Consider the following 23,909-nt stretch of genomic DNA (forward strand, 5'->3'; position numbering starts at 1 on the left):
AAAGGGCCGACCATGGAAACCCGTAACCCCCACCGCTGGTGGATCCTGATCGTGCTGTGCCTCAGCACGCTGGTCCTGGTGATCGACAGCATGGCGCTGACCGTGGCGGTGCCCTCGATGACCGCCGATCTGGGCGCCGACGCCCAGGACATCCAGTGGATCCTGGACTCCTACATCCTGGTCTTCGCCGGGCTGCTGCTCACCTCCGGCAGCCTGGGCGACCGGTTCGGCCGCCGGAAGGTGATGATCGTCGGCCTGCTGCTGTTCGGCCTGGCCTCGCTGGCCGCGGCCTTCTGCGACAGCCCCGGCGAGGTGATCGCGGCCCGGATCACGATGGGTGTCGGCGGTGCGCTGATCATGCCCTCGACGCTGTCGATCCTGATCACCGTCTTCGACGAGGACGAGCGCGGCAAGGCGATGGCGGCCTGGGGTTCGGTCTCGATGCTCGGCCTGGTCGGCAGCCCGGTGCTCGGCGGCGTGCTGATCGACCACTTCTCCTGGCACTCGATCTTCTTCCTGAACGTGCCGGTCGTCGCCCTGGCCGTGCTGGCCGGCCTGCTCCTGATGCCGGAGTCCAAGGGCCCGTGGCAGAAGCCCGACCCGCTGGGCGCCGTGCTCTCCGCCGCCGGCATGACCGCGCTGATCTGGTGGATCATCGAGATCCCGCAGCACGGCGCCTTCGCGGGCCGCTCGCTGGTCACCCTGGTGGTCGCGGTGCTCGCCCTCGGCGGGTTCGTGCTCTGGGAGAACGTCAGCTCGGCGCCGATGGTCCCGCTGGCCCTGTTCAAGCACCGCAACTTCAGCGGCGGCTCGCTCTCGCTGACGCTCGTTCAGATCGGCAACGGCGGCCTGCTGCTGGTGCTCACCCAGTACCTGCAGTTCGTGCTGGGCTACTCCCCGGTCGAGGCCGGCCTGGCGTTCGTCCCGCTGGCCGTCGCCGCGCTGATCGGCAACGGGGCCGGCGCCGGGCTGGCCGCGAAGATCGGCAACCGCCTGCTGATCCTGGTCGGCATGCTGGTGATGGCCGCCTCCTTCGTCCTGCTGGCGACCGTCACCGCGAGCACCGGCTTCGCCGTCCCGGCCGTCGCCCTCGGCCTGCTCGGCCTCGGTGCGGGCCTGGCCATGCCGGCCGCGGTCGGCGCGCTGATGGACACCATCCCGCAGGAGAAGGCGGGCGTCGGCTCGGCGCTGAACGACACCATCCAGCAGGCCGGCACCGCGCTCGGCATCGCGATCCTCGGCTCGCTGCTGACCAGCGGGTACGCCGCCGCGATGCCCGCCGACGCCCCTGCGGTGGCCAAGCAGTCGATCGCCGGCGCCCTGGCCGTCGCCCAGGGCGACACCCGCCTGGTCGACGCGGCCCGGGCGGCCTTCACCAGCTCGATGTCGACCACCTTCACCATCGGCGCGATCGGTGTGCTGGCGGCGGCCCTGCTGGCCACCCTGGTGATGCGCGACCGCAAGCCCGCCGACGCCCCCGCCCCGGAGGCCGAGCTCGCCGCCTGACCCCGACCGCGGAAGGCCCGGACCCCCGCGGGAGTCCGGGCCTTCCGGCGTCTAGCGGGCGGTCTTCTCGTAGTGGCGGGCCGCCTTGGCGCGGTTGCCACAGACGGCCATCGAACACCAGCGACGGCGGCCGTTCTGCGAGGTGTCGAAGAAGTGCAGGATGCAGTTCTCGTGCGCGCAGCGCTTGATGCGGTGGGCGCCCTGCCGGAGCAGGGCCAGGTAGTCGTCGGCGGCGAGCCAGGCGGCCAGCCATCCGGGGGAGTCGACCTCGACCGTCTCGACGGGGCCGGCGGCGGTGAGGGTGCGCCGGAGCCGGCCGTGGGCCAGGACGTCGTTCAGGGCGCCCAGGTCCGGGGTGCGCTGCTCCTCGGCCGCGCGGACCAGGTCGGCCAGCGCGTCGCGGGCGGCCGACGTGGCGGCCAGACCGGCGTCGTCCGCCGGGCAGCGCTCGGCCAGGCCGGCCGAGGAGAGCCAGATCCGGTAGCCGTCCTGCCTGGTCAGCAGGTCCTGGACGGTGCCGCCGTTCCACCGCGTGTTGAGCAGGTCGAGCGAGAGCGGCTCGCCGATCAAGGGGCGCGGGTCACGGGGGTCAGCCATGGCGCCGAGTCTACTTCTAACCGGTTCTCCGAGCAGTAGTGGTTGACGCCTCGAATCTCTAACCTCTACAGTCCTTGATAAGGGTTAGATACTTCACCAGGGGAGCTGTCATGCAGACTGGCCACGTCGGGCTCAACGTCACCGATGTCACCCGTTCCGTCGCCTTCTACCGGGAGGCGTTCGGCCTGGACCTGGCCGGCGAAGGGACCGGGACGGACCGTCGCTTCGCCTTCCTGGCCCTGGACGGCAAACTGCTGCTGACGCTCTGGGAGCAGAGCAGGACGGGCTTCGACACCGGCACCGCCGGCCTGCACCACCTCTCCTTCCAGGTCGATTCGCTGGACGAGGTGCGTGCCGCCGAGGAGCGGCTGCGCGCGCTGGGCGCCGAGTTCGCGTACGACGGCGTAGTCCCGCACGGCGAGGGCGCGGGGTCCGGTGGGATCTTCTTCGCCGACCCCGACGGCATCCGGCTGGAGATCTACGCCCCGGCCGGTCTCGAAGGCACGCCCGCCCCGGTCGCGGCCGCGCCGACCTGCGGATTCTTCTAGGCCGGCGGAGCGGGAGGCGAAGCACGATGACGATCGAGACCTTCCACCAGGGCGAACGGGCGGTGCAGGCCCGGGCCGGGGTGCAGGAGCGCGCGGACCACGTCGGCCGGGGCATCGGCGCGGTCGTCCCGGCCGTGGCCGCACGGTTCCTGAGTGAGCGTCGGACCCTGGTGGTCGGTGCCGCCGACCAGGACGGACGGGTCTGGGCGAGCATGCTCAGCGGGCCCGCCGGCTTCCTGGCGGCGGACGGGAGCACCCTCGCGGTGGCCGCCCGCCCCGTCCCCGGCGACCCGCTGGCGGCCGTGCTGGCGGCACCGGCCGAGGTCGGCACCATCGCACTGGACCCGGCCGGCCGTCGGCGGATGCGGCTGAACGGCCGCTCGGTCCCGGACGGCCGGGGCGGGCTGGTGATCACCGCCGAGCAGGTGTACGCCAACTGCCCGAAGTACATCCAGCGGCGGCACCCGCTGGACGCCCCGGCCACGCCGGAACTGCTCGGCTCGGGCACCCGGCTGAGCACCCGCCAGCAGCTCGCGGCGACCACCAGCGACACCTTCTTCGTCGCCACCGCGGACGCGGACGGCCGGGTGGACGCCTCGCACCGGGGCGGGCACCCGGGCTTCCTCGCCGTGCACGGCCCCGAGCTGCTGAGCTGGCCGGACTACCCGGGCAACAACATGTTCATGACCCTGGGCAACATGGAGCTGAACCCCGCCGCCGGGCTGCTGCTGCCCGACTGGGAGACCGGCGGCGCCCTGCTGGTCTCCGGCCGGGCCGAACCGGACGCCGAGCGCACGGTGTGGTTCACCGTCGAGCGGGTGGTCGAGCTGGCCCACGCCGCCCCGTTGAGCTGGACCGAGCCCGAGTACTCCCCCGCCAATCCGCCGATTTCGTGGAGATAAATCCTATTTGTGACCTTTCCTGCTGATACAGCGGCAGCTCACGGTGGAACAGATCTCCTCCAGCACACCCGAGGAGAGGCAGGGTCAGACCGTGCTGATCGAGTTCACCGAGATAGAACCGGACCGGAGTTGCACCTGCGCGGGCTGCTCGGCCCGGCGGCTGGCCCGGATGCACGGGGCCGGTCCGGCCGACGGCGGCCACCGTTCGGCGCACGGCGCCCGCCGGGCCGCCGTCCTGTTCGCCGCCGTCGGCACCGTGCTGGGCGGCGGCGCGGCCGCCGGGGCCACCGGGGCCACGCCGGCCCCCCAGCCGAGCGGCAGCGCCACCGGCTCCACCCCGCAGGGCGAGGTCAGTCCACTGTTCGGACGGCAGGCCGAGCAGGCGCCCCGGCTGCGTTCGGTCGGCACCACCACCCGCACCGAGATCCTGGCCCGGGCCCAGCGCTGGGTGGACCAGCAGGTCCCGTACAGCATGAGCAGCTACTGGTCCGACGGCTACCGGCAGGACTGCTCCGGCTTCGTCTCGATGGCCTGGGGCCTGGGCAGCAGTCAGACCACCTGGACCCTGCCGGACTTCGCGACCCGGATCGGCCGCAGCGAGCTCCAACCCGGCGACGCCCTGATCTACAACAACCCGGCCAACCCCGGTGCGGGCTCGCACACCGTCATCTTCGGCGGCTGGACCAACGCGGCGCAGACCCAGTACACGGCGTACGAGCAGACCCGGCCGGGCACCCGGAAGCGGGCCACCCCGTACGCGTACTGGAGCAACTCCGCCTCCTACGTCGCCTACCGCTACCGGGGGCTGGACGGTCCCCGGGCGGACGACTTCCCCGGGGCGGACAAGTTCGGGCCCGGCCAGTCCAACCGCTACGTGCAGCAGCTCGGCGAGATGCTGGTCAAGCGCGGGGCCGGCCGGTTCTACGGCGAGGGCCCCGACCCCACCTGGGGCGAGCCGGACCGGCGGGCGACCGAGGCGTTCCAGCTGGCCCAGGGCTGGCGCGGGTCCGAGGCGGACGGCCTGCCGGGCAAGGACACCTGGGACTACCTGGTGAACGGCAAGGGGCGGGACATCCCCGCCGCAGCGCCGCCGCCGCCGCCCGCCGGTGGGGTGCCGCCGTATCCCGGGGCCGACGCGTTCGGGCCGGGGCGGTCGAACGAGTCGATCAGTCTGCTGGGCCGGCAGCTGGTGCAGAAGGGCTTCGGCCGGCACTACACCGAAGGGCCGGGACCGTCCTGGTCCGAGAGCGACCGGCTCAACGTCGCCGACTTCCAGACCGCCCAGGGCTGGACCGGCAGCGAAGCGGACGGCCTACCCGGCCCGCACACCTGGCGTTTGCTGTTCAACTGACCCCTAGTTGCACTGTCCAGGGGCTCGGGGAACTGCGACGCCGACCCTCGCAAGGTGATCGCCGCGTAGCTGGTCAGGCACCTTCGCAGTGACCCCGACGCCAGACCTCCTCGCAGTTCCCCGAGCCCCTGGTGGCTGACGTCTCAGCTCTGCGCAGCGTGCGTCCTGATCCAGCTGTGCATGGCGATGGCGGCGGCCGCCCCCGCGTTGATGGAGCGGGTGGAGCCGTACTGGGCGATGGAGCAGACGGCGGTGGCGTGGGCCCAGGCTTCCTCGGTGAGGCCCGGGCCCTCCTGGCCGAAGAGCAGGATGCAGCGGGCGGGCAGCGGGAAGGTCTCGATCGGGACGGCGCCGGGGAGGTTGTCGATGCCGATGATCGGGAGGTCGTGGGCGGCGGCGAAGGCGGCCAGGGTGGCGACCGAGTCGTGGTGCCGGACGTGCTGGTAGCGGTCGGTGACCATGGCGCCGCGCCGGTTCCAGCGGCGGCGGCCGACGATGTGCACCTCGGCGGTGAGGAAGGCGTTGGCGGTCCGGACGACGGAGCCGATGTTGAAGTCGTGCTGCCAGTTCTCCACCGCGACGTGGAAGCCGTGCCGCCGGGTGTCCAGGTCGGCGACGATCGCCTCCCGGGTCCAGTAGCGGTACCGGTCGGTGACGTTGCGTCGGTCGCCGTGGGCGAGCAGCTCCGGGTCGTACTGCGGGCCGGCCGGCCAGGGTTCGGGGTGCGGGCCGACCCCGATCTCGCGGTCGTCGCCACCGGAGGGGGCGAAGGCGTCGTCGTACTGTTCGCCCGCGTGCGGGGTACCGATGCTGCTGCTCACGCCCCCGAGGGTACGGGGCGCTTGGCACGGGTGGCCTTCTCGAGGTCGGTCAGGGCGGAGAGCAGCAGCCGGGAGCCGGCCCGGGCCACCTCGACCCGGTCGGTGGCGGGCAGACCGGCGAGCTGCTCGTCCCACTTGCGGTGGGCGGCCCGCAGACCGCCGAGGTCGACCGGGTCGCCGACCAGCAGGGCGGCGGCGGCGATCGCGGTGGCGTCCCTGAGCTCCTCGGCGAACTCGGTGGCGCCGGGCACCGGGTCGGCGTCCTCCGGCGGCAGGTGAGCCTCCATCAGGACGGCGCTGCGACCGAGCAGTCCGATCGCGGCACGGGCCCGGTCGATCTGTTTGCGGGACAGCTCGGGCAGGTGCGAGTCGTGCCGGACCGGCTCGGCGTCGGCCCGTTCGATCGCCTGGAGCAGCTCGGAGCGGGCCTCCCTGGAGTCCAGCAGGGCGGTCCGGACGGTCCGGTGCTCGGAGCCCGCGGGGTCGCCGAAGACCGTCAGCACCGAGCCGGCGTACCGGCCGGCGGCGGCCAGCCACTCCGCCAGCCGTTCGGCCAGCCGGGCGGTCTGCCAGGTGGGGAAGAGGGCGTAGGCGAGCAGCGCGATCGAGCCGCCGAGCAGGGTCAGGGTGATCCGTTCGGCGGCGGTCTGCAGCGGGTTGCCCGGTTGCAGGCCGAGCAGGAAGACCACGTAACTGGAGACGCAGGCGGTCATCACCGCGTAGCCCGTACGGAGCGTCAGATAGGCGCCGCCCATGAAGGCCACCGCCAGCGCGGCGGACAGCCACTGGCCGGGGTGGAACAGCTGGACCACGGCGGTGCTGACCGCGACGCCGACCACGGTGCCGGCCAGCCGGGCCACGCCCCGGCTGTAGGTCTGGGCGAAGTCGGGGCGCATCACCATGGCGGCGGTGAGCGGGGCCCAGTAGCCGTGGTGCAGGTGCAGCAGTTTGGCGGCCAGGTAGGCGGCGGTGACCACGCAGGACAGCCGGACGGCGTGCTGGAAGACCGCCGAGCGCGGCTGGAGCTGGCGGCGGACGGCCAGCGCGGCGACCGGGAGCAGCCGGAACAGCGAGGGCCGGTGCAGTCCGGGCCCGATCACCGGGCTGCTGACGGTGTCCTGGTCGTGCTTGTCCAGGGTGTCGACGGCCTTGCGGAGCAGGCTGGTCAGCCGGCGGGCGGAGCGGCGGGCGGCGCCGGTGAGCACGCTGCGGCCGTCCTCGGCGTCCCGGCTCTCCCGGCCGACCATGGTGAGCGCGGGGGTGGACTTGGGCAGCCGGAGCGGATCGCCGGAGCGGATCGCCCGGGCCAGCGCGTCCATCGCCTCGGCGGCGGCGGCCAGCACCTCCCGGGCCCGGTCCCGTGCGGGGCCCTCGGCGGGGGCGCCGACCTTGGGGTCGGCGAGTGCGGCGAGGGTCGGGCGGACGCGTTCGGCGATACCGCGCAGTCCCTTGAGCTCGCCCGGGCGGTGCCTGGCCTGCCAGGGGGTCAGCGCGGCGGCCTGCCTGGCCAGGATGAACGGGGCCGGGTCGACGTGGGCGACCGGGTCCTGCCGCAGCCTGCGGGCGTAGTCGGCGAGTTCGGCGTAGGTGTCGGCGAGGGCGTCCCGCTGGGCCCGCCAGCTCTCGATCGGCCAGAGCGTGACCACCAGCGCCTGGGTGCCGCCGCCGAGCGCGCAGAGCAGACCGTGCCCCAGTGCGGTGGGCACGCTGACGGGCAGTTGGACCACCACCAGCATCACCGAGACGGTGGTGCTGGCGACCACGCCGCCGCTCGGGCCGATCGACCAGGCCAGCCCGGCGGCGAAGGCCCAGACCGCGAGCAGCACCGGGAAGGCGCCGGGGACGCCGACCGCGAGGTAGCCGCAGAAGGTGCTGACGCCCAGTCCGATCCCCGCCGCGACGGCCAGCGAGGCGCGCGGCCGGAAGCTGCGCTGGAAGGTCGCGGTGCCCGCGATGAAGGCGCCCATCGCGGCGGAGGTGGCCGGTCCAGGACCGGCCAGCGCCAGGGTGGGGAACACCACCAGCGCGGCGGCGACCGCCCCGCGCAGCGCGCGCTTCGGGTTGGAGAGCGTCCGGTCCACCTTCAACCCGGCGCGCACGCTGTCACGCAGGGCCGCAAACCAGGACATACGGCACAGCTTAGACGCTGCGGGCCCCCGGACCCCGGACCCGGCGCTCGACCCACAGCAGGACGGCGGTCGGCAGGAAGACCGCGTCGGCCGCGACCATCGCCAGCGAGAAGAACGGCAGGCCGAGCAGGACCGCGATCGCCAGGTGCTCGGTGATCATCATGGCCAGCAGGACGTTCTTCAGCCGCCGGTTGAACAGCGTGAACGGGAAGGCGACCTGGATGATCACCGTGCCGTAGCTGAACAGGAAGACCACCAGCAGGCTGGAGCCGACCAGCCCGGAGAGCCAGGGCCAGGGCGTGAAGTAGTCCAGGTGCAGCGGGTAGTGCAGCGCGGTGCCGTCCTGCCAGCGCGAGCCCTGCACCTTGTACCAGCCGGCCGTGGCGTAGATCAGCACCACCTGGACCGCGATCACCAGCATCGCGCAGTTGTGCAGCATGGTGGCCAGCGCGTCCAGCACCGCGCGCGGCTCGCCGTCCGGGCGCCACCGGTTGACGGACCACCAGAGCCCGGCCACCAGCCAGAGCAGCCAGGGCCAGGACGGCGGCCCGGCCGCGAGCCCGGCACCGAGCAGCAGCCAGAGCCAGACCGCGCCGCCGTCCCGGCCGCGCCGGGCGTCCAGCGACCAGACCCGGGCGCACCTGGTGAGCACCAAGTAGACCGCCATCAGGTGGATCACATTGTCGCCGCCGTCGCCGACGAAGACGTTCCGGTTCTGCAGCGAGAGCACGGTGACCAGGAAGACCGCGCCGCTGGCCCTGGTCCGCCAGCCGAGCGTGAAGAGCACGGCGGCCAGGATCGCCAGGTGGTAGACCAGCTCGAACCAGAGCCGCCCCTGGAACCAGGGCAGCACGGTGAAGGCGTGGTTCTCCGCCAGCAGCCGGTCGGCCAGCTCCGCCGACCAGGGCGAGCGGTCGCCGTACAGCACCCGGCGGTTGGGCCACTCCCGGATCAGGTAGGCCGCCCAGGCCAGCCCGAAGCCGATCCGGGCCACCGCCGCCTGGTACGGGGCGAGCGGGCGGCCGGTGAAGGTGGTGAAGGCGGTGCGCAGCCGGTCCGAACGGCGGGCCCGGAGGGCGAGCCGCTGCGGGGAGCGCTGCCGGGGGACGGCGTCGAGGAGCTGACGTTCCGTCTGCTCCGGGGGGCTCTGCTCCGCGGCGTCCTGCTGCGGGCTGTCATGCTGCGGGGTGTCGTACGCCGGGGTGCTCACCACAGCCCCCGCAGGTCGGCCTCGCCCACCGGCCACCAGGGCAGCTCGCGGTACTTCGGCGCGGTGTCCACCTGCTCCCGGCTCCACGCGGGCGGGGCCAGCTCGGCCGTCCCGACCCGCAGTTGGACCTGGAACAACCGCAGGCCCGGCTCGGCCGGCCCGAGCCGCTGGAGCGCCGTCCGCTTCAGGTACTGCTCGGCCAGCACGGCCCGGGAGCCGGTGCCCTGCTGCTCGGTGTGGGTGGAGTCGTAGAAGTCCCAGGCCCGGCGCAGCAGGTTCTGGTCCACGTGACTGGGGGCCGGGTTGCCGCGGACCGCCGCGATGTCACCCGCCGTCAGACCGGCCCACTCCCGGGTGGTGACCGTGCCGTCGGCGGCGATGGTCTGCACCCGGGCGTCCACCGTCACGTTCTGCTGGAGCGGGTTGGGCGCGAACAGCCGCCAGTTCTGCTCGAACTCCGGATAGACCACCGCGTCCAGCTCGGCCCGGTACTCCTGGGAGAGCGCATTGGACGGCGCCGAGTGCAGGAACAGCGCGGCCAGGAACAGGGCGGTGCCGCCGAGCAGCACCGCCCCGGTGGCACAGAGCACCACCAGCGCCGGGGTGGACCAGGTACGCACGGCCGGATCTCCCCTCGGGCTGCGGTGTGCCCGGTCATCCTGCCTTACGGGGGCGGGCGCTACTAGAGAACGAAGGCGTCCCGGCCGTCGCTGCTCACCATCGGGCGGCCGGCCGCCTCCCAGGCGAACATCCCGCCGTCCACGTTGACCGCCTCGCGGCCCTGCGCGACCAGGTACTGCACCACCTGGGCGGACCGGCCGCCGACCCGGCAGAGCACGTACAGCTTCTCGTCCGGCAGCTCCTCGATCCGGGCGATCACCTCGCCGATCGGGATGTGCAGGGCGCCGTCGACGTGCCCGGCGTCCCACTCGTCCTGCTCGCGGACGTCGAGCAGCGGGGCTTCGGCGGGCACCGAGGCGGCGTCGGTGGTGGGGAGCTGCTGGGCGAACATCGTCTGGGTCTCCTGTGTCCGTTGGTGGTCAACGCCATTGTCGCCCGGCCCGGCCAGCAACCGCTCCAACTCGGCCTGCTTGGCCGCGGCCTGGCCGAGCAACTGGTCGGCCAGCTCTTCCAGCAGGCGGTCGGGCTCCTGCGGGGCCAGCCGGAGCAGCTCGCCCATCGGGGTGTTCTCCAGCCGGACCTGCTCGGTGGCCAGCCGGCCGATCTTGCCGGTCAGCCACTCCAGCCGCTGGTTCAGCCAGTCCGGCCGGTCCGGCGCCTCGGGGGCGGGGGCGGCCTCCGGCGCGGTGGACCACTCCTCGGTCAGCTCGGCCAGCGCCTTGGCGTCCCCGTGCGCGTACGCCTCGTTGACCCGGGCGATGAAGGCCACCCGGCGCTCCTGCTCGGCTGGGTCGGTGGTGAGGTCCGGGTGCGCCCGGCGGGCCAGCTCGCGGTAGAGCCGCTGCGCCTCCTTGCCGGGGCGGACCCGGCGGGGCGGCTCGGGCTCGGTGGCCGGCTCGGTCGGCAGACTGTCGAACAGCGCGTCCAGGTCCGGGAGTTCGTCCACCCGCTGCCTGGCCTCGGCCGCCCGGCGGAGGTCCTCGGGCGCACCCGTCCGGGCCGCCACGGTCTCCGCGACCAGCGCGTCCAGCTCGTCCAGCCGCGCGTACAGCGGGCCGAGCAGCTGGTGGTGGATCAGCGCGAAGTTGTCGATCTCGACCCGCAGGGTCTCGACGTCCACCTCCAGGGTCAGCCAGGCCAGCTCGGCCGCCGCCACCCGCTCCTCGAGCTGCCACCGCTCCTGATCCGCCCACTGGACGGGGCTGCTGCTCTCCGCGCTCACCTGCTGTGCCTCCGTCCGGGGGATACGGCCTGTCACCCTACCGGGGCGCCGCCGGACGAACCGGTGGTACGAGGGGGCGCACGGAGGGTGACACGCAACTGATACTTACGAATCTCCCCGTTTCGCTTTCAGTGCCGCCCCCCGCCGTGCTTCGCTGGAGGGTGCAGCGGGACCGGATCAGACAGGAAGCGGCGGCCAGGCGGGAGCAGACCCAATTCATGGTGGACCAGCCAGATTCCCCACCGTCGGCCGATCAGCCGGCCGTCGTCACCCTGGTGCGACTGGCCGTGGTGCTGATCGATCCGGACGGTCGGATCACGTACTGGAGCAGGGCCGCCGAGGAGTTGTTCGGTCACCGGGCCGAGGTGGCCTTCGGGCGGACGGCCTCCGGGCTGCTGCCCGCCGTCGAGCCCCGGTCGGAGGGCCCCGGGAGGGCGGCCGGCCCCGGGCGTCGCTGCGACGCGCTGGACACCCTGGACGACCTGACCCAGACCGGCGGCGTCCCGTGGGCCGGGGCGATGGCCGTGGTGGACCGCGAGGAGCGGCTGCGCGACGTGTTCTGGTGGGCCTACCCGCTGACCGAGCCGACCGGGCGCGGGCTGCTCGCGCTGGCCGCCGACGCCCGCCCGCTGCGGGCCGGCGGCCCCCGGATCGCGCTCGGCAGCCGGCAGTTCCCGTACGTCCCCTCCCCCGGCCCGGTCGGCGGCCTGCACCGGCTCCGCCCCGACCTCACCCCGGCCGGGCAGGGCGACACCGGGCCGCTGGCCGCGCTGCTGCCCACCTGCTCCGAGGACCGCCGGCGCCGCCTGCTCGGCCAGCTCGGGGCGGCCGGCCTGCCGGCCCTCTGGGTGGACGCCTCCACCCGGCTCCCGGTGCAGCCGTACGAGCCGACCGGCACCGCCAGGGCCGCTGCCACCGGCCTGGGCCGCCGGTACCCGACCGCGCAGCAGCGCGCCGCCCAGCCCCGGGCCGGCCGACGCCCGGCCGAACCGCAGCGCCCCGCCCCCGACGGCTCGCTCCAGCTGCTGGCCAGCGGCGCCGGATCGGTCCCCGCCCCGCGTGACCCGAGCTCCATGTCGTCCGTCGGACCCACCCCGGGAGGCCCCGCCATCGAGTCAGCAGCCGACCGTTCCAGGAGCAACGGCCACGGCGGACGGGCCCACCCGCCCGTCCCGTCCCGTCCGACCGCCGCCTCGCCCGACGTCGAGCTGCTGACCAGCAGCCCGGCCGGGGAGCAGCTCGCGCTGCTCAGCGAGGTCGGCAACCGGGTCGGCACCACGCTGGACCTCGACACCACCGCGCGCGAGCTGTGCGAGGTGCTGGTCCCGAGCATCGCCGACTTCGCCTGCGTCGACCTGCGGGACGGCCTGATCTCCGACTCGGTGCTGCCGATCAACCGGCCCTCCGACACCACCATGCTGCGCCGGGTGGCCCGGTCCTTCAACGCCACCGTGGGCCAGTGGGAGCACGTGCTGGAGGAGGGCGCGCTGCTGGCGATGCCCCGCTCCACCCCGCCGGGCCTGGCCCTGCAGGAGAACCAGCCGGTGCTGGTCCCGGTGGTCAACCCGGACGTGGCGGTGGACTACGCGGCCTCGCTCGGCAGCCCGGAGCTGGTGCCGGTGGTGACCGGCCGGTCGATGCTGGTGCTGCCGCTGTCCGCCCGGGGCACCGTGCTCGGCATCCTCAAGCTGCTCCGGCTGCCCGACCGGGCCCCGTTCGACCACGCCGACGCGGCCACCCTGCGCGAGCTGGCGGCCCGGGCCGCGCTCTCGCTGGACAACGCCCGGCTGCACCGGATGGAGGCGAAGACCGCCACCATCCTGCAGCGCTCGATGATCCCGACCCGCCCGCCGAAGATCCCCGGCGTGCAGATCGCCCACCGCTACCTGCCGGGCGACCAGAAGGCCGAGGTCGGCGGCGACTGGTTCGACGCGATCCAGCTGCCCGGCAGTCGGGTCGCCCTGGTGGTCGGCGACGTGATGGGCCACGGCCTGCTCTCGGCGGCCGCGATGGGCCGGTTCCGCACCGCGATGCAGACCCTGGCCGCGCTCGACCTGCCGCCGGGCCAGCTGCTGCGGCACCTGGACAACCTGGCCCACAAGCTCGGCGACGACCACCTGGCCACCTGCCTGTACGTGGTCTACGACCCGATCAACCGGACCTGCGAGCTGGCCAGCGCCGGGCACGTGCCACCGGTGCTGGTGCACCCGGACGGCACCGGTGAGCTGCTGGAGATCCCGTCCGGCGCGCCGATCGGGGTCGGCGGGGTGCCGTTCGTCTCGAAGAAGATCGACGTCTCGGACGGCTCGATGCTGGTGCTCTGCACCGACGGCCTGGTGGAGGTCAGGGGCGGCGACATAGGAGCCGGCCTGGCCGCCCTCTGCGGCAACCTGATCGACCCGAAGCAGAGCCCCGAGGAGGCCTGCGACGTGGTGCTGGAGCGCCTGCACTCGGAGGACCGGCAGGACGACATCGCCCTGCTGGTGGCCCGTTTCGACGGGGTCGCGCCGACCGACGTGCAGACCTGGGAGCTGGCGGTGGACGAGACCGAGGTCCGCCGGGCCAGGCAGCTGGTCCGCGAGCAGCTGGCCGCCTGGCAGCTCACCGCGCTGACCGACACCGTCGAGCTGCTGGTCAGCGAGCTGGTGACGAACGCCGTCCGGGTGGCCAGGGACCACGTCCAGCTCCAGCTGATCCGGGTGGACAAGCTGCTGGTCGAGGTCAGCGACGACAACCACAACCTGCCGTCGCTGGAGCCGTCCGAGGAGCTGGACGAGAACGGCCGGGGCCTCAACCTGGTGAGCAAGCTGGCCGAGAAGTGGGGCACCGCCCGGAAGGCGGTCGGCAAGGTGGTCTGGTTCGAGCTGGCGCTGCCGAGGAGCTGAGCCGGGGGCCGGGAGGTCAGGAGACCATGACCCGGGACGGGGCGGCTGCGGCAGCAGCAGCGGCCGCCCGGCGGCGCCGGGCCTCGGTGGCGACCGAGGTGGCGGCACCGACCACCGCCAGCACCCGCGGCCAGAAGTCGCCGAACACCTCGACCGCGGCCGCCAGCAGCACGGCGGTGAGCAGCGCCACCACGTGCTCCAGCCCGGCCAGGTTGGGCAGCACGACCGCCTCGGCGACCATCAGCGCGCCCACCAGCCCGGCCGTCCACCAGGCCCGGCAGCGGATCGCGACCACGATCGCCAGCGCGACCACCGCGGCGGACGGGCCGGTGTCCCGGACGTGGGCCACCGAGGCGGGGAAGCCGAACAGGTGGTCCGGGCCGATCGCCACCCCGACCCGGGCGAACAGCGTGCCCGCCAGCGTGCAGGCGTAGGCCACCACCAGGGTCAGCCGGCGGCCGAGCACCAGCTCGGCCAGGCCGAAGACCAGGAAGACCTGCACCAGCGCGCCCCAGACCGGCAGGTCGAGCGCGGGGACGTACAGCGAGAGCGGGGTGCGCAGCAGCGAGACGTCCAGCGGGAGACCGGCCTTGACCACACCCACGTGGGTGACGAAGCGCTCCCCGCCGGGCAGGTGCTGGACGATGCTGAACAGCAGCACCAGCAGGGTGGCGGTGGTGGCCAGCGGGACGGCGGCGAACCGTTTGCGCGCGATCTCCGACCTGACGGTGGAGAACATCGCGCCCCACTCGGCCGCGGCGGCCCGCCTGAGCACTCCGTGCTGCGTCACTGCTGTCCCCGTTCTCACTCCCACATTTCCCGCACACCCATTAATGCGTGGTGTCCTACATCAACAGTAGGTATCCGATAAACGGGCCGCATCAGCTCCTGAGCCGAAGCCAGGTCATCCTCCAGGGGGACAGAACCCTGAATTCATCCCCCGGTCGGCAGGTAGCGGCGGGAAGTCCTCCGCCCCCCGGCGGAGGACTATCCCTCCCCGCCGCGTTCCGGGACCGGCAGGACGGCCTCTGCCACCGAATCGGCGGTGGGCCGGGCGTGCCGACGGCGGAACAGGGCGGGAAGACTGGGCGCGGTGATGAAACCCTCGGCCCTGGCACTGGCGATGCCGATGCGCGGAATCTCGCTGCTCTTCTCGAAGAGCAGATAACGCGGCTCCCAGATCGGCCGGTACTTGGCGTTGGCCCGATAGAGGGACTCGATCTGCCACCAGCGCGAGAAGAAGCCGAGAACCGAGCGCCACAGGCGCAGCACCGGCCCCGCGCCGAGCTTCGATCCGCGCTCGAAGACCGACCGGAACATCGCGAAGTTCAGCGAGACCCGTTCGAGGTCGACCTCCTTGGCGCGCTGGAGGAGTTCGATCACCATGAACTCCATCAGGCCGTTCTCGGTGTCCCGCTCGCGGCGCATCAGGTCCAGCGACAGCCCGTTCGCCCCCCACGGCACGAAGCTCAGCAGGGCGCGCAGCTCGCCGTCCGCGTCGTGGCACTCCAGCATCACGCAGCGGCCGTCGTCCGGGTCGCCGAGGCGGCCGAGCGCCATCGAGAAGCCGCGCTCGGTGGCGCCGTCCCGCCAGTGGTCGGCCTTGTGGACCAGCTCGGCCATCTCGGCCTCGGGGATGTCCTCGTGCCGGCGGACCCGCACGGTGTACCCGGCGCGCTTGACCCGGTTGTACGCCTGGCGGACCACCCGCATGGCGCGGCCGTCCAGCGAGAACTCGTCCAGCTCGACGATCGCCTCGTCACCGAGTTCGAGCGCGTCCAGGCCGTGCCGGGCGTAGATCACGCCGGCGTCCTCGGAGGCGCCCATCACGGCCGGGACCCAGGCGTGCTCCCTGGCCTCGGACAGCCAGGCGTCGATCGCGCCGGGCCACGCCTCCGGGTCGCCGATCGGGTCGCCGGAGGCCAGCGAGACGCCGCCGAGCACCCGGTAGGCGACGGCCGCCTTGCCGCTCGGCGAGAAGACCACCGCCTTGTCCCGGCGGAGCGCGAAGTAGCCGAGCGAGTCGCGCTCGCCCTGCTTCTCCAGCAGCTCCCGCAGCTGCAGCTCGTCCTGCGGGGTCAGCAGCTCCTGGCCGCGCGGCGAGCGGAACGCCACGTACATCACCAGCAGGAAGAGCACCGCGCTCATCAGGTTGATCGACCCGTTCACCCAGGTGGGTACGGAGATCACGCTGGAGGCGTGCTCGGTCGGCTGGAGCGTGATCATCCGGGCGATCGAGTAGCCGAACCGGTCACCGAAGCCGGCCCCGGTGATCGTGTTGGTCATCCCGACCAGCAGCGCGCCGATCCCGCCGCCCAGCAGCAGACCGCCGGCGAAGGCCGCCACCGCCGCCTTCGGGTTGGAGCGGTCGCCCTTGGAGGTGAACTCCCGGCGCCCGACCAGCAGGGCCAGGAAGAACAGCCCGGTGAGCACGGTGGAGAAGTAGTTGAACGGATGGTGGTTGAACCGGACGTTGTCCTCCGTCCAGACCATCGCGGTCAGGTACAGCAGGAAGAACAGCCCGGAGACCACCGTGTTGAAGATCCACGCGGCCCGCTTCCGCCGCCGCATCGCCACCGCCAGCAGCAGCGAGAGCACCGCCGAGGTCAACCCGGCGGTCATCAGGTAGGGGGTGAAGAACTCGCCCTCGTTGTGCGTCTGCACCTGGTCCCGGAACGGGACGGCGAGCACCGCCACCAGATTCAGCAGGGCCAGCAGGCGCAGGTACCAGACGGTGGCCCGGGCGGCTCTGGGCCGCCAGCGGGCCAGCAGCCGGGCGGCCGCCCCGGGGCGCTCGTCGGCGATGGCGGTCGGAGGCTCCGGCTTCACGGTGGGGGACACAGCTCAATTCCAAACGATCAGTTGTGGGGGCGCATCCGCACGAGACCGCCGACGGGCGGCTTCACCGCATTCCCATGGTTGCTCACCACGGATGAGAATTACGTGAACCAGGTAGCGGATTCGGTCCCCCGCCGATCGGCGGGGGTGCTCTCCCACCGGTTGCCGTCCCACCCGCTCCGACCTGCCCCTAGGCTCAGAAGACCGAGCACCCGCACCACCCCGAGGGAGAGACCATGACGGCGATCCGCGTCCTGATCGTGGACGACGAGATCCTGGTCCGCTCCGGCCTGGGCCTGATCGTCGGGTCGGCCCCCGACCTGGAGGTGGTGGGCGACTGCTCGGGTGCGTCGGCGGAGGAGAAGGTCACCCTGCTGCGTCCGCACGTGGTGCTGCTCGACATCCGGATGCCCGACCTGGACGGCATCTCGGTGCTGCGCCGGCTGCGCGCCCTGCCGCACCCCCCGGCGGTGGCCATGCTGACCACCTTCGACACCGACGAGTACATCGGCACCGCGCTGCGCGCCGGGGCGGCCGGCTTCATGCTCAAGGACACCGCCCCCGAGCAGCTGGTGCACGCCGTCCGGGTGCTCGCGGCCGGCGGCAGCGTGCTCTCGCCGACCGTGACCCGCACCGTGATCAGCGGCTACGTGGACGGCGGCGGCCCGGACGCCGAGGCGGCGGCGCTGACCCGTGGGCTGACCGGCCGGGAGCTGGACGTGCTGGCGCTGCTCGGCGAGGGCCTGTCGAACGCCGAGATCGCCGACCGGCTGTTCCTCGGCACCGGCACCGTCAAGGACCACATCAGCGCCATCCTCGGGAAGCTCGGTGCCGCCAACCGGGTGCAGGCCGCGGTGCTGGCCAACCGGGCGGGGCTGGTCCGGACCCCGCCCGAGCCGAGGGCATGAGAGCCGCCGCCAGGGCCCGGCTGACCGCGCCCTGGCCGATGCTGCTGCTGCCGCTGCTGCTGGCCGCCATGGACGCCGCGCTGGTCGCCAGGAACTCCTCCTGGTGGGAGCTGACCCTCTCCGGGCTGGCCACCGGGGCGCTGCTGCTGCGCCGCCGCTTCCCGCTGCTGACCCTGCTGCTGGTGCTGCCCGGCACCTTCGTGAACTACATCTGGATCGCCCCGATCACCGCGGTCTACTCGGTCGCCGCATACCGCCCCGGACTGCGCGTCACCACCCTCAGCGCCAGCGTCTTCGCGCTGGTCGAGTTCTTCCACTGGCCGCTGGAGGACCACCCGCTGGCGCTGGACCAGGACAACGCGCTGTACGCCATCCAGTGCGTGATGCTCGGCGCCGGGCCCGCCGCGCTCGGCCTGCTGGCCAGGACCCGGACCGAACTGGCGGCCCGGCTGGACGAACTGACCGAGGGTCGGCAGCGGGAGAACCGGCTGCTCGCCGACCGGGTGCTGAGCACCGAGCGGGCCCGGCTGGCGCGGGAGATGCACGACGTGGTCTCGCACCAGGTCAGCCTGATCAGCATCCAGGCCGGCGCGCTCCAGGTGAGCACCGCCGACCCGGCCGCCAAGGCCACCGCACGGACCATCAGGGAGCTGTCGGTCCGCACCCTGGAGGAGCTGCGGCAGATGGTCGGGGTGCTGCGCGCGGCCGGGGTCCGGGGCACCGATCCGCTCGCCCCGCAGCCCCGGCTGGCCGACCTGCCCCGGCTGATCGAGAACAGCGGACTGACCGTCACCAGCAGCCTGGCGAGCGGGGACCGGCCCTGGCCGGAGGCGGTCGAACGGGCCGCCTTCCGGACCGTCCAGGAGGCGCTCACCAACATCAGCAAGCACGCGCCCGGCGCCGCCGTGGCGGTCCGGCTCACCGCCCGGGGCACCCGCCTGCTGGTCGAGGTCAGGAACGGCCCGCCGACCCGGCCGGCCGACACCGCCGAGGCCCTGCCCGGCGGCGGCCACGGCCTGGTCGGGCTGCGCGAGCGGGCGGTCCTGCTGGGCGGCGGCCTGGTCGCGGAGCCGACCCCGGAGGGCGGCTTCCTGGTCCGGGCCGAGCTGCCCGCGGCGGGGGAGTAGCGCCGGGGCCTCAGGCCCCACCGGGGGCGGGCAGCTCGTACGGGGAGGGCACCGGGAAGTAGTCACGGAGGAACCCGGCCAGCACCCGGCCCTGCTCCTCCGCCGGGATCTCCCGGCCGTCCCCGTCGGCCAGACAGAACGTGTCGGCCCAACGGGACGTCAGCAGCTCCGCCAGCCGGCCGAGCTGGTCGGGCTGGTCGGTCCCCGCGTAGAAGTGCTCCAGCCGGGCGTCCACCGCGTGCCCGGTGGCGTGTGCGGCGTACAGCGCCAGGGTGACCGGGGGCAGGTCGGCGGCGCTCCGGAACACCGACCCTGCGGTCTCCGCCAGACCGGCGGCGAACCGCTCGGCGGACTCGGCGAGCAGCCGGCGGGAGAGCGGGTGCGGCGAGTGGCTGAGGATCTGCGGATAGGTCCGGCCGAAGGCCGCCAGCAGCGCGGCCCGGGCGTTCTTCTGGGCCGCCGCGTAGACGCTGTCCTCCTCGGTCCGGTCGCCGGGCGGGACCGTCCGGTCGTTCCGGAGGATCCGGGGCAGGCCGCTGCCCAGGAAGAAGGACTGCGGCTGGACCGGGCGGCCGAGGAAGAGGTCGTCGTTGAAGTAGAGGAAGTGCTCGGCCAGACCGGGTATCCGGTGCAGCTGGGTCTCGATGGCATGCGAGTTGAAGACCGGCAGCACCGCCGGGTCGGCGAACAGCTCGCGGTGCGGCACCACGGTGATCCCGGGGTGGGCGGTGTCCAGCCACGGCGGCACCTGGTCGTCGGTGACCAGGAAGACCTGCCGGATCCAGGGCGCGTAGGAGGCGATCGACCGCAGGCAGTACCGGAGTTCGCCCCGGTTGCGGTAGCGGTGCTCGGCGGCGTCCAGCGGGAGGTCCGGGCCCGCCGCGGCCAGCGCCTCGGCCCGGCGGTGCCGCCAGTGGCGGTCGCCGTCGTCCACCCAGGTGATCACCGCGTCGACCGGGAAGTCGATGTCCCCCGGGAAGGTGCCGGCCAGCGACCCGAGCACCGGGACGTCCCGGCCCGCGATCCGCACCGGGCCCGAGGTCTCCATCGAGGGCAGCCACCAGCCGTACGGTGTCTCGGCGATCGCGGCGACCACGCCGGTGCCCTCGGCGCCCGGGTCCCAGAACTCCAGGTCGCAGCCGTGGTCGGCGCCGTAGTACAGGGTCCGGCCGGTGGTCACGGTGGGGCGGAACACCCGCAGGCCCTTCACCCGCTCGATCTCCGGCTCCCCCGGCTCCCCCGGCCCGGACGGCTCGGCCGGGTCCGCAGGCTCGGGCACGGCCTCGACGGCGGCCACCGCCGCCGCCAGGCCGTCGGCCAGGGTCAGGCCCAACTCCTTGCCGTGACCGAGCAGTTCGAAGTAGACCGGCCGGTCGGCGCAGGCTTCGGCGAAGGCGTCCAGGACGGCCCCGCGGTCACCCGGCCGGATCGCCAGCCGGTGCCGGTAGCCCGGGTCCGGCACCATGGCGTACCCGATCCCCGCCCCATCGAGCACCCCGGCCACCTCGGCCAGCCCGGCGTCGCGGGCCTGCCAGGAGAGCAGGTCGTCCCGGATCCCGGCCAGCAGGCCGGCGTGCCGGACCAGGCCGGGATGCATGGCGAGCAGCCGTCGTTCGGTCAGCGCGACCGGATCGGGAGCCGGCTCGGCCGACGGGTCGCCACCGGGGCACCGGCGGCCCGCCGCGACCACCCGGACGGGCAGGCGGCACAGCCGGCGCACCAGGCGCCGCGCGGCACGGCCGGCCAGGACAGCAGCGGGCATCGGAACTCCAGAGAGCGGGAGGCAGCAGGATGCCACCGCGATCTGGGAGGAAGCTGAGGACGTTCACAACCGGCGTTCACAACCCGGGCGGTGAACCCGGGCGGAACAACAAGAAAGGGTGCCTCTCTTTCGAGAGGCACCCTTTGCTGGTGCGCGAGGGGGGAGTTGAACCCCCACGCCCTTTCGGGCACTGGAACCTGAATCCAGCGCGTCTGCCTATTCCGCCACCCGCGCATGGGTGTCGCCGTAAGTTCTTCCGGCTTGCTCGACCTGAGTCTCGCTGGCCTTCCGTCCGGCTGCCTTGCGGCTGCCCCTTCCGACGTGGAAAACATTAGCACGACCTGCGGGTGCACTACGAATCCCTTCCTCCCGCGGTCCGCAACCGGAGCGCGGCAGTCGGCCGAGCACCGCAGCCGGGGGCCGGTCGGGTGCAGGCGAACGGGTGAGCGAGGGGTGAGCGAGGGCCGCTCCGGGTAGCCCTGGCTTGCGCCCCGCCGTGCCCGGGGAACCGTACGGATGGCCCGGGCGTGGATACGATCAGCACGGAAGTACCGCTGACGGACCCGAACAGCGGCCGGATCGAACGCCCTAGGAAGGGGGTGCCCCAGTGGGAGTACTGAAGAAGTTCGAGCAGCGACTCGAAGGTCTCGTGAACGGCACCTTCGCCAAGGTGTTCAAGTCCGAGGTGCAGCCCGTGGAGATCGCGGGCGCGCTCCAGCGCGAGTGCGACAACAACGCCACGATCTGGAACCGCGACCGCACCGTGGTGCCGAACGACTTCATCGTCGAGCTCAGCCCGCACGACCACGAGCGGCTCAGCCCCTACTCGGGCCAGCTCGGCACCGAGCTGGCCGGGATGGTGCGCGAGTACGCCGAGGCGCAGCGCTACAGCTTCATGGGGCCGCTCCAGGTCAGCCTGGAGAAGGCCGACGACCTGGACACCGGGCTCTACCGGGTGCGCAGCCGCACGCTGGCCGCCGAGCAGCCGGCCGCGCCGTACGGCGGCCCGCCCGCGGCCGTCCCCGGCGCGCCGCCCGGGTACGACCGTCCGCCGACGCCGCCGGCCCCCGGCGCACCGTGGCAGCAGCCGGGCGCCGCGGCCCCGTACGCGCCGCCGCCGCCCGTCGCGCCCCCTTCGATGCCTCCGACGCCCCCTCAGGCGGGCGGCAACGTCCGGCCGTTCCCCGGGGCGGGCCACAGCGGCGCCGCCACCCGGCGCTGGATCGAGGTCAACGGGCAGCGGCACCAGATCACCGGGAACGCCTGCGTGCTCGGCCGCTCCACCGAGGCCGACGTGCGGATCGACGACCCAGGGGTCTCCCGCAAGCACGCCGAGATCCGGCCGGGCACGCCCGCGATGGTGCTCGACCTCGGCTCGACCAACGGCATCGTGGTGGACGGACAGCACACCCAGCGCGCTACGCTCCGCGACGGCTCACGGATCGTCCTGGGCAGCACCACCATCGTCTACCGACAGGTCGAAGGGTAGAGCGGGCGGTTATGTCAGAACTGACCTTGACGGTCATGCGGCTGGGTTTCCTGGCCGTGTTGTGGCTGTTCGTCATCGTTGCCGTGCAGGTGATCCGCAGTGATCTGTTCGGCACCAAGGTGAACCAGCGCACCGCCCGCCGCCCGGCTGCTCCGGCGGCCGCCGGTGCGGGCCAGGGTGGGGCCGCCAGGCCGCCCCAGCAGGCGTCCGGGCCACCCACCCAGGGTGGCCGCCGTCGTGGCGGCCCGACCCAACTCGTGGTCGTGCAGGGCTCGTTGGCCGGGACGACGGTCGCCCTCCAGGGGCAGACCATCACCCTGGGCCGGGCCCACGACTCCACGATCGTGCTGGACGACGACTACGCGTCCTCCCGTCATGCCAGGATCTACCCGGATCAGACTGGGCAGTGGACGGTCGAGGATCTAGGCTCCACCAACGGCACCTATCTGGACCGGCAGCGGCTCACCACGCCGACGCCGCTCCAGCCGGGCATGCCGATCCGAATCGGCAGGACCGTCATCGAACTGCGGAAGTAGCGGCGCATGAGGGACAGCACACCGTCCACCCGAAGGAGGGCCCGGACCGCATGAGTCTCGTGCTGCGCTTCGCCGCCGGATCCCACAAGGGGCTGATCCGGGAGGGGAACGAGGACTCCGGCTACGCCGGCCCGCGGCTGTTGGCGGTCGCCGACGGCATGGGCGGGGCGGCGGCCGGCGAGGTCGCCTCCTCCGAGGTGCTCGGTTCGATCGTCCGGCTGGACGAGGACGTGCCCGGCGCCGACCTGCTCACCCTGCTGAACGACGCGGTGCACGGCGCCAACGAGCGGCTGCGTCAGATGGTCGACGAGGACCCGCAGCTGGAGGGCATGGGCTGCACCCTGACCGCGATGCTGTGGACCGGTCAGCGGATGGGCCTGGTGCACATCGGCGACTCCCGCGCGTACCTGCTGCGGGACGGTTCGCTCAGCCAGATCACCCAGGACCACACCTGGGTGCAGCGGCTGGTGGACGAGGGCCGGATCACCCCGGAGGAGGCCGAGACCCACCCGCAGCGCTCCCTGCTGATGCGCGCGCTGGACGGCCGCGGCCAGGTCGAGCCCGACCTGTCGATCCGTGAGGTCCGGGCCGGCGACCGCTACCTGATCTGTTCCGACGGCCTGTCGGGGCCGGTCAGCCACCAGACCCTGGAGGAGACGCTCGGGAGCTTCTACTCCCCCGAGCAGACCGTCCAGGAGCTGATCCAGCTGGCGCTGCGCGGCGGCGGCCCGGACAACATCACCTGCGTGGTGGCGGACGTGCTCGACGTCGGCGCCACCGACCTGCTCAGCGGCGGCCTGGCCGACGTCCCGGTGGTGGTGGGCGCGGTGGCCGACACCCCGCCGTCCGCCACCGACCAGGCGATCCTGAACACCCCGGCCGGCCGCGCGGCCGGCCTGGGCCGGCCGGCCGCCCCGCAGGGCGCCTTCGGCCCGGCCGACGGCTACCAGTCCGGCTTCGGCCCCGCCGAGGGCTACGCCGGGCAGCAGGACTACGACGAGTTCGAGGAGGAGCCGCGCCGCAAGCGCCGCTGGCTCAAGCTCTCGGTCGCCCTGCTGGTGCTGGTCGGGCTGCTCGGCGGCGCCGGGTACTTCGGCTGGCGCTGGACCCAGAGCCAGTACTACGTGGGCGCGGACGGCGACTCGGTCGCGGTCTACCGCGGGATCAACCAGAACCTGGCCGGGCTCGACCTCTCCTCGGTCTACCGTCAGCACGGCGAGGTCGAGCTCAAGTTCCTGCCCGCCTACCAGCGGACCCAGGTCACCAAGACCATCCAGGCCACCAGCCTGACCGACGCCGAGGACCAGGTGAAGCAGCTGGGCGAGCAGGTGGCCGTCTGCAAGAAGGTGGCCGCCACGCCGCCCGGCACCGCACCGACCCTGAACGAGCAGGAACAGAAGCTGGCCACCTCCTGCCCGACCCAGTAGCGACACCGACCTCCAGCTGGTCCCACGCCG

19 protein-coding genes and 1 tRNA gene are annotated in these 23,909 nt (G+C 73.2%); 10 read left to right on the plus strand and 10 right to left on the minus strand.

Annotated elements, in window-relative coordinates; translation table 11 throughout:
- Window positions 1–12 precede the first annotated feature (12 nt).
- On the plus strand, window positions 13–1,506 hold the full coding sequence (locus tag OHV05_RS17975) for an MFS transporter (protein WP_405018596.1): 1,494 nt from the start codon (window positions 13–15) through the stop codon (window positions 1,504–1,506).
- A gap of 51 nt (window positions 1,507–1,557) precedes the next feature.
- Here the strand turns inward: OHV05_RS17975 and OHV05_RS17980 are convergent, their stop codons facing one another.
- Complete coding sequence (locus OHV05_RS17980) at window positions 1,558–2,103, minus strand: CGNR zinc finger domain-containing protein (RefSeq protein WP_405018597.1); 546 nt, start codon at window positions 2,101–2,103, stop codon at window positions 1,558–1,560.
- Between the two features lie 110 nt (window positions 2,104–2,213).
- Here OHV05_RS17980 and OHV05_RS17985 point away from each other — a divergent pair, with 110 nt between their 5' ends.
- Genes OHV05_RS17985 through OHV05_RS17995 form a run of 3 tightly spaced genes read left to right on the plus strand, consistent with a single transcriptional unit; the run spans window position 2,214 to window position 4,904 of the window.
- Entirely contained in the window at window positions 2,214–2,651 is a 438-nt protein-coding gene (locus OHV05_RS17985) for a VOC family protein (protein ID WP_405018598.1), read from the plus strand.
- 26 nt (window positions 2,652–2,677) lie between these two features.
- A complete protein-coding gene (locus OHV05_RS17990; protein ID WP_405018599.1) occupies window positions 2,678–3,553 on the plus strand; it encodes a pyridoxamine 5'-phosphate oxidase family protein in 876 nt (291 codons plus the stop codon).
- Between the two features lie 43 nt (window positions 3,554–3,596).
- Complete coding sequence (locus OHV05_RS17995; RefSeq protein ID WP_405018600.1) at window positions 3,597–4,904, plus strand: peptidoglycan-binding protein; 1,308 nt, start codon at window positions 3,597–3,599, stop codon at window positions 4,902–4,904.
- Window positions 4,905–5,047: 143 nt separating this feature from the next.
- On the opposite strand, the gene OHV05_RS18000 is transcribed toward OHV05_RS17995, so the two are convergent.
- From OHV05_RS18000 to OHV05_RS18020, 5 genes are all read right to left on the minus strand, one after another.
- A complete protein-coding gene (locus OHV05_RS18000) occupies window positions 5,048–5,725 on the minus strand; it encodes a TrmH family RNA methyltransferase (protein WP_405018601.1) in 678 nt (225 codons plus the stop codon).
- Window positions 5,722–7,854 carry an FUSC family protein gene (locus tag OHV05_RS18005; RefSeq protein ID WP_405018602.1) on the minus strand — a complete coding sequence of 711 codons (2,133 nt, stop codon included), beginning with the start codon at window positions 7,852–7,854 and terminating at the stop codon, window positions 5,722–5,724. Before OHV05_RS18005 ends, OHV05_RS18000 begins: the two co-directional genes overlap by 4 nt.
- A gap of 10 nt (window positions 7,855–7,864) precedes the next feature.
- Window positions 7,865–9,064, minus strand: coding sequence for an HTTM domain-containing protein (locus tag OHV05_RS18010; protein WP_405018603.1), 1,200 nt, complete (start codon window positions 9,062–9,064; stop codon window positions 7,865–7,867).
- On the minus strand, window positions 9,061–9,684 hold the full coding sequence (locus tag OHV05_RS18015) for a DUF5819 family protein (RefSeq protein WP_405018604.1): 624 nt from the start codon (window positions 9,682–9,684) through the stop codon (window positions 9,061–9,063). Before OHV05_RS18015 ends, OHV05_RS18010 begins: the two co-directional genes overlap by 4 nt.
- 62 nt (window positions 9,685–9,746) lie before the next feature.
- Complete coding sequence (locus OHV05_RS18020) at window positions 9,747–10,907, minus strand: rhodanese-like domain-containing protein (protein WP_405018605.1); 1,161 nt, start codon at window positions 10,905–10,907, stop codon at window positions 9,747–9,749.
- 218 nt (window positions 10,908–11,125) lie between these two features.
- Between OHV05_RS18020 and OHV05_RS18025 the strand changes: the two genes are divergently transcribed.
- Window positions 11,126–13,792, plus strand: coding sequence for a SpoIIE family protein phosphatase (locus OHV05_RS18025; RefSeq protein WP_405018606.1), 2,667 nt, complete (start codon window positions 11,126–11,128; stop codon window positions 13,790–13,792).
- Window positions 13,793–13,808: 16 nt separating this feature from the next.
- On the opposite strand, the gene OHV05_RS18030 is transcribed toward OHV05_RS18025, so the two are convergent.
- Both OHV05_RS18030 and OHV05_RS18035 read right to left on the minus strand, forming a co-directional pair.
- Window positions 13,809–14,582: a hypothetical protein gene (locus tag OHV05_RS18030; protein ID WP_405018607.1), complete on the minus strand. Its 774-nt coding sequence runs from the start codon at window positions 14,580–14,582 to the stop codon at window positions 13,809–13,811.
- A gap of 197 nt (window positions 14,583–14,779) precedes the next feature.
- Complete coding sequence (locus OHV05_RS18035; RefSeq protein WP_405021487.1) at window positions 14,780–16,597, minus strand: phosphatidylglycerol lysyltransferase domain-containing protein; 1,818 nt, start codon at window positions 16,595–16,597, stop codon at window positions 14,780–14,782.
- Between the two features lie 269 nt (window positions 16,598–16,866).
- Between OHV05_RS18035 and OHV05_RS18040 the strand changes: the two genes are divergently transcribed.
- Together OHV05_RS18040 and OHV05_RS18045 are read left to right on the plus strand one after the other, a co-directional pair.
- Window positions 16,867–17,538: a response regulator gene (locus OHV05_RS18040; RefSeq protein ID WP_403040121.1), complete on the plus strand. Its 672-nt coding sequence runs from the start codon at window positions 16,867–16,869 to the stop codon at window positions 17,536–17,538.
- Window positions 17,535–18,665 carry a sensor histidine kinase gene (locus OHV05_RS18045; RefSeq protein ID WP_405018608.1) on the plus strand — a complete coding sequence of 377 codons (1,131 nt, stop codon included), beginning with the start codon at window positions 17,535–17,537 and terminating at the stop codon, window positions 18,663–18,665. The genes OHV05_RS18040 and OHV05_RS18045 overlap by 4 nt, the downstream gene beginning before the upstream one ends.
- Window positions 18,666–18,675: 10 nt before the next feature.
- Here the strand turns inward: OHV05_RS18045 and OHV05_RS18050 are convergent, their stop codons facing one another.
- Window positions 18,676–20,427 carry a stealth family protein gene (locus OHV05_RS18050; protein WP_405018609.1) on the minus strand — a complete coding sequence of 584 codons (1,752 nt, stop codon included), beginning with the start codon at window positions 20,425–20,427 and terminating at the stop codon, window positions 18,676–18,678.
- Between the two features lie 147 nt (window positions 20,428–20,574).
- A tRNA-Leu gene (locus OHV05_RS18055) sits at window positions 20,575–20,661 on the minus strand.
- Between the two features lie 373 nt (window positions 20,662–21,034).
- Here OHV05_RS18055 and OHV05_RS18060 point away from each other — a divergent pair.
- Genes OHV05_RS18060 through OHV05_RS18070 form a run of 3 tightly spaced genes read left to right on the plus strand, consistent with a single transcriptional unit; the run spans window position 21,035 to window position 23,879 of the window.
- Window positions 21,035–21,916, plus strand: a complete 882-nt coding sequence (locus OHV05_RS18060) for an FhaA domain-containing protein (protein WP_405018610.1) — start codon at window positions 21,035–21,037, stop codon at window positions 21,914–21,916.
- A gap of 11 nt (window positions 21,917–21,927) precedes the next feature.
- On the plus strand, window positions 21,928–22,452 hold the full coding sequence (locus OHV05_RS18065) for an FHA domain-containing protein (protein ID WP_405018611.1): 525 nt from the start codon (window positions 21,928–21,930) through the stop codon (window positions 22,450–22,452).
- 50 nt (window positions 22,453–22,502) lie between these two features.
- A complete protein-coding gene (locus OHV05_RS18070) occupies window positions 22,503–23,879 on the plus strand; it encodes a PP2C family protein-serine/threonine phosphatase (RefSeq protein ID WP_405018612.1) in 1,377 nt (458 codons plus the stop codon).
- The last annotated feature ends 30 nt before the right edge of the window (window positions 23,880–23,909 follow it).

Source organism: Kitasatospora sp. NBC_00070, assembly GCF_045041205.1.
In the GTDB taxonomy this organism is placed as follows: Bacteria; Actinomycetota; Actinomycetes; order Streptomycetales; family Streptomycetaceae; genus Kitasatospora.

Coding starts and splice junctions, on each gene's coding strand:
- OHV05_RS17975 (WP_405018596.1), top strand. CDS start 13: ATGGAAACCCGTAACCCCCACCGCTGGTGGATCCTGATCGTGCTGTGC.
- OHV05_RS17980 (WP_405018597.1), bottom strand. CDS start 2,103: ATGGCTGACCCCCGTGACCCGCGCCCCTTGATCGGCGAGCCGCTCTCG.
- OHV05_RS17985 (WP_405018598.1), top strand. CDS start 2,214: ATGCAGACTGGCCACGTCGGGCTCAACGTCACCGATGTCACCCGTTCC.
- OHV05_RS17990 (WP_405018599.1), top strand. CDS start 2,678: ATGACGATCGAGACCTTCCACCAGGGCGAACGGGCGGTGCAGGCCCGG.
- OHV05_RS18005 (WP_405018602.1), bottom strand. CDS start 7,854: ATGTCCTGGTTTGCGGCCCTGCGTGACAGCGTGCGCGCCGGGTTGAAG.
- OHV05_RS18025 (WP_405018606.1), top strand. CDS start 11,126: ATGGTGGACCAGCCAGATTCCCCACCGTCGGCCGATCAGCCGGCCGTC.
- OHV05_RS18040 (WP_403040121.1), top strand. CDS start 16,867: ATGACGGCGATCCGCGTCCTGATCGTGGACGACGAGATCCTGGTCCGC.
- OHV05_RS18045 (WP_405018608.1), top strand. CDS start 17,535: ATGAGAGCCGCCGCCAGGGCCCGGCTGACCGCGCCCTGGCCGATGCTG.
- OHV05_RS18050 (WP_405018609.1), bottom strand. CDS start 20,427: ATGCCCGCTGCTGTCCTGGCCGGCCGTGCCGCGCGGCGCCTGGTGCGC.
- OHV05_RS18065 (WP_405018611.1), top strand. CDS start 21,928: ATGTCAGAACTGACCTTGACGGTCATGCGGCTGGGTTTCCTGGCCGTG.
- OHV05_RS18070 (WP_405018612.1), top strand. CDS start 22,503: ATGAGTCTCGTGCTGCGCTTCGCCGCCGGATCCCACAAGGGGCTGATC.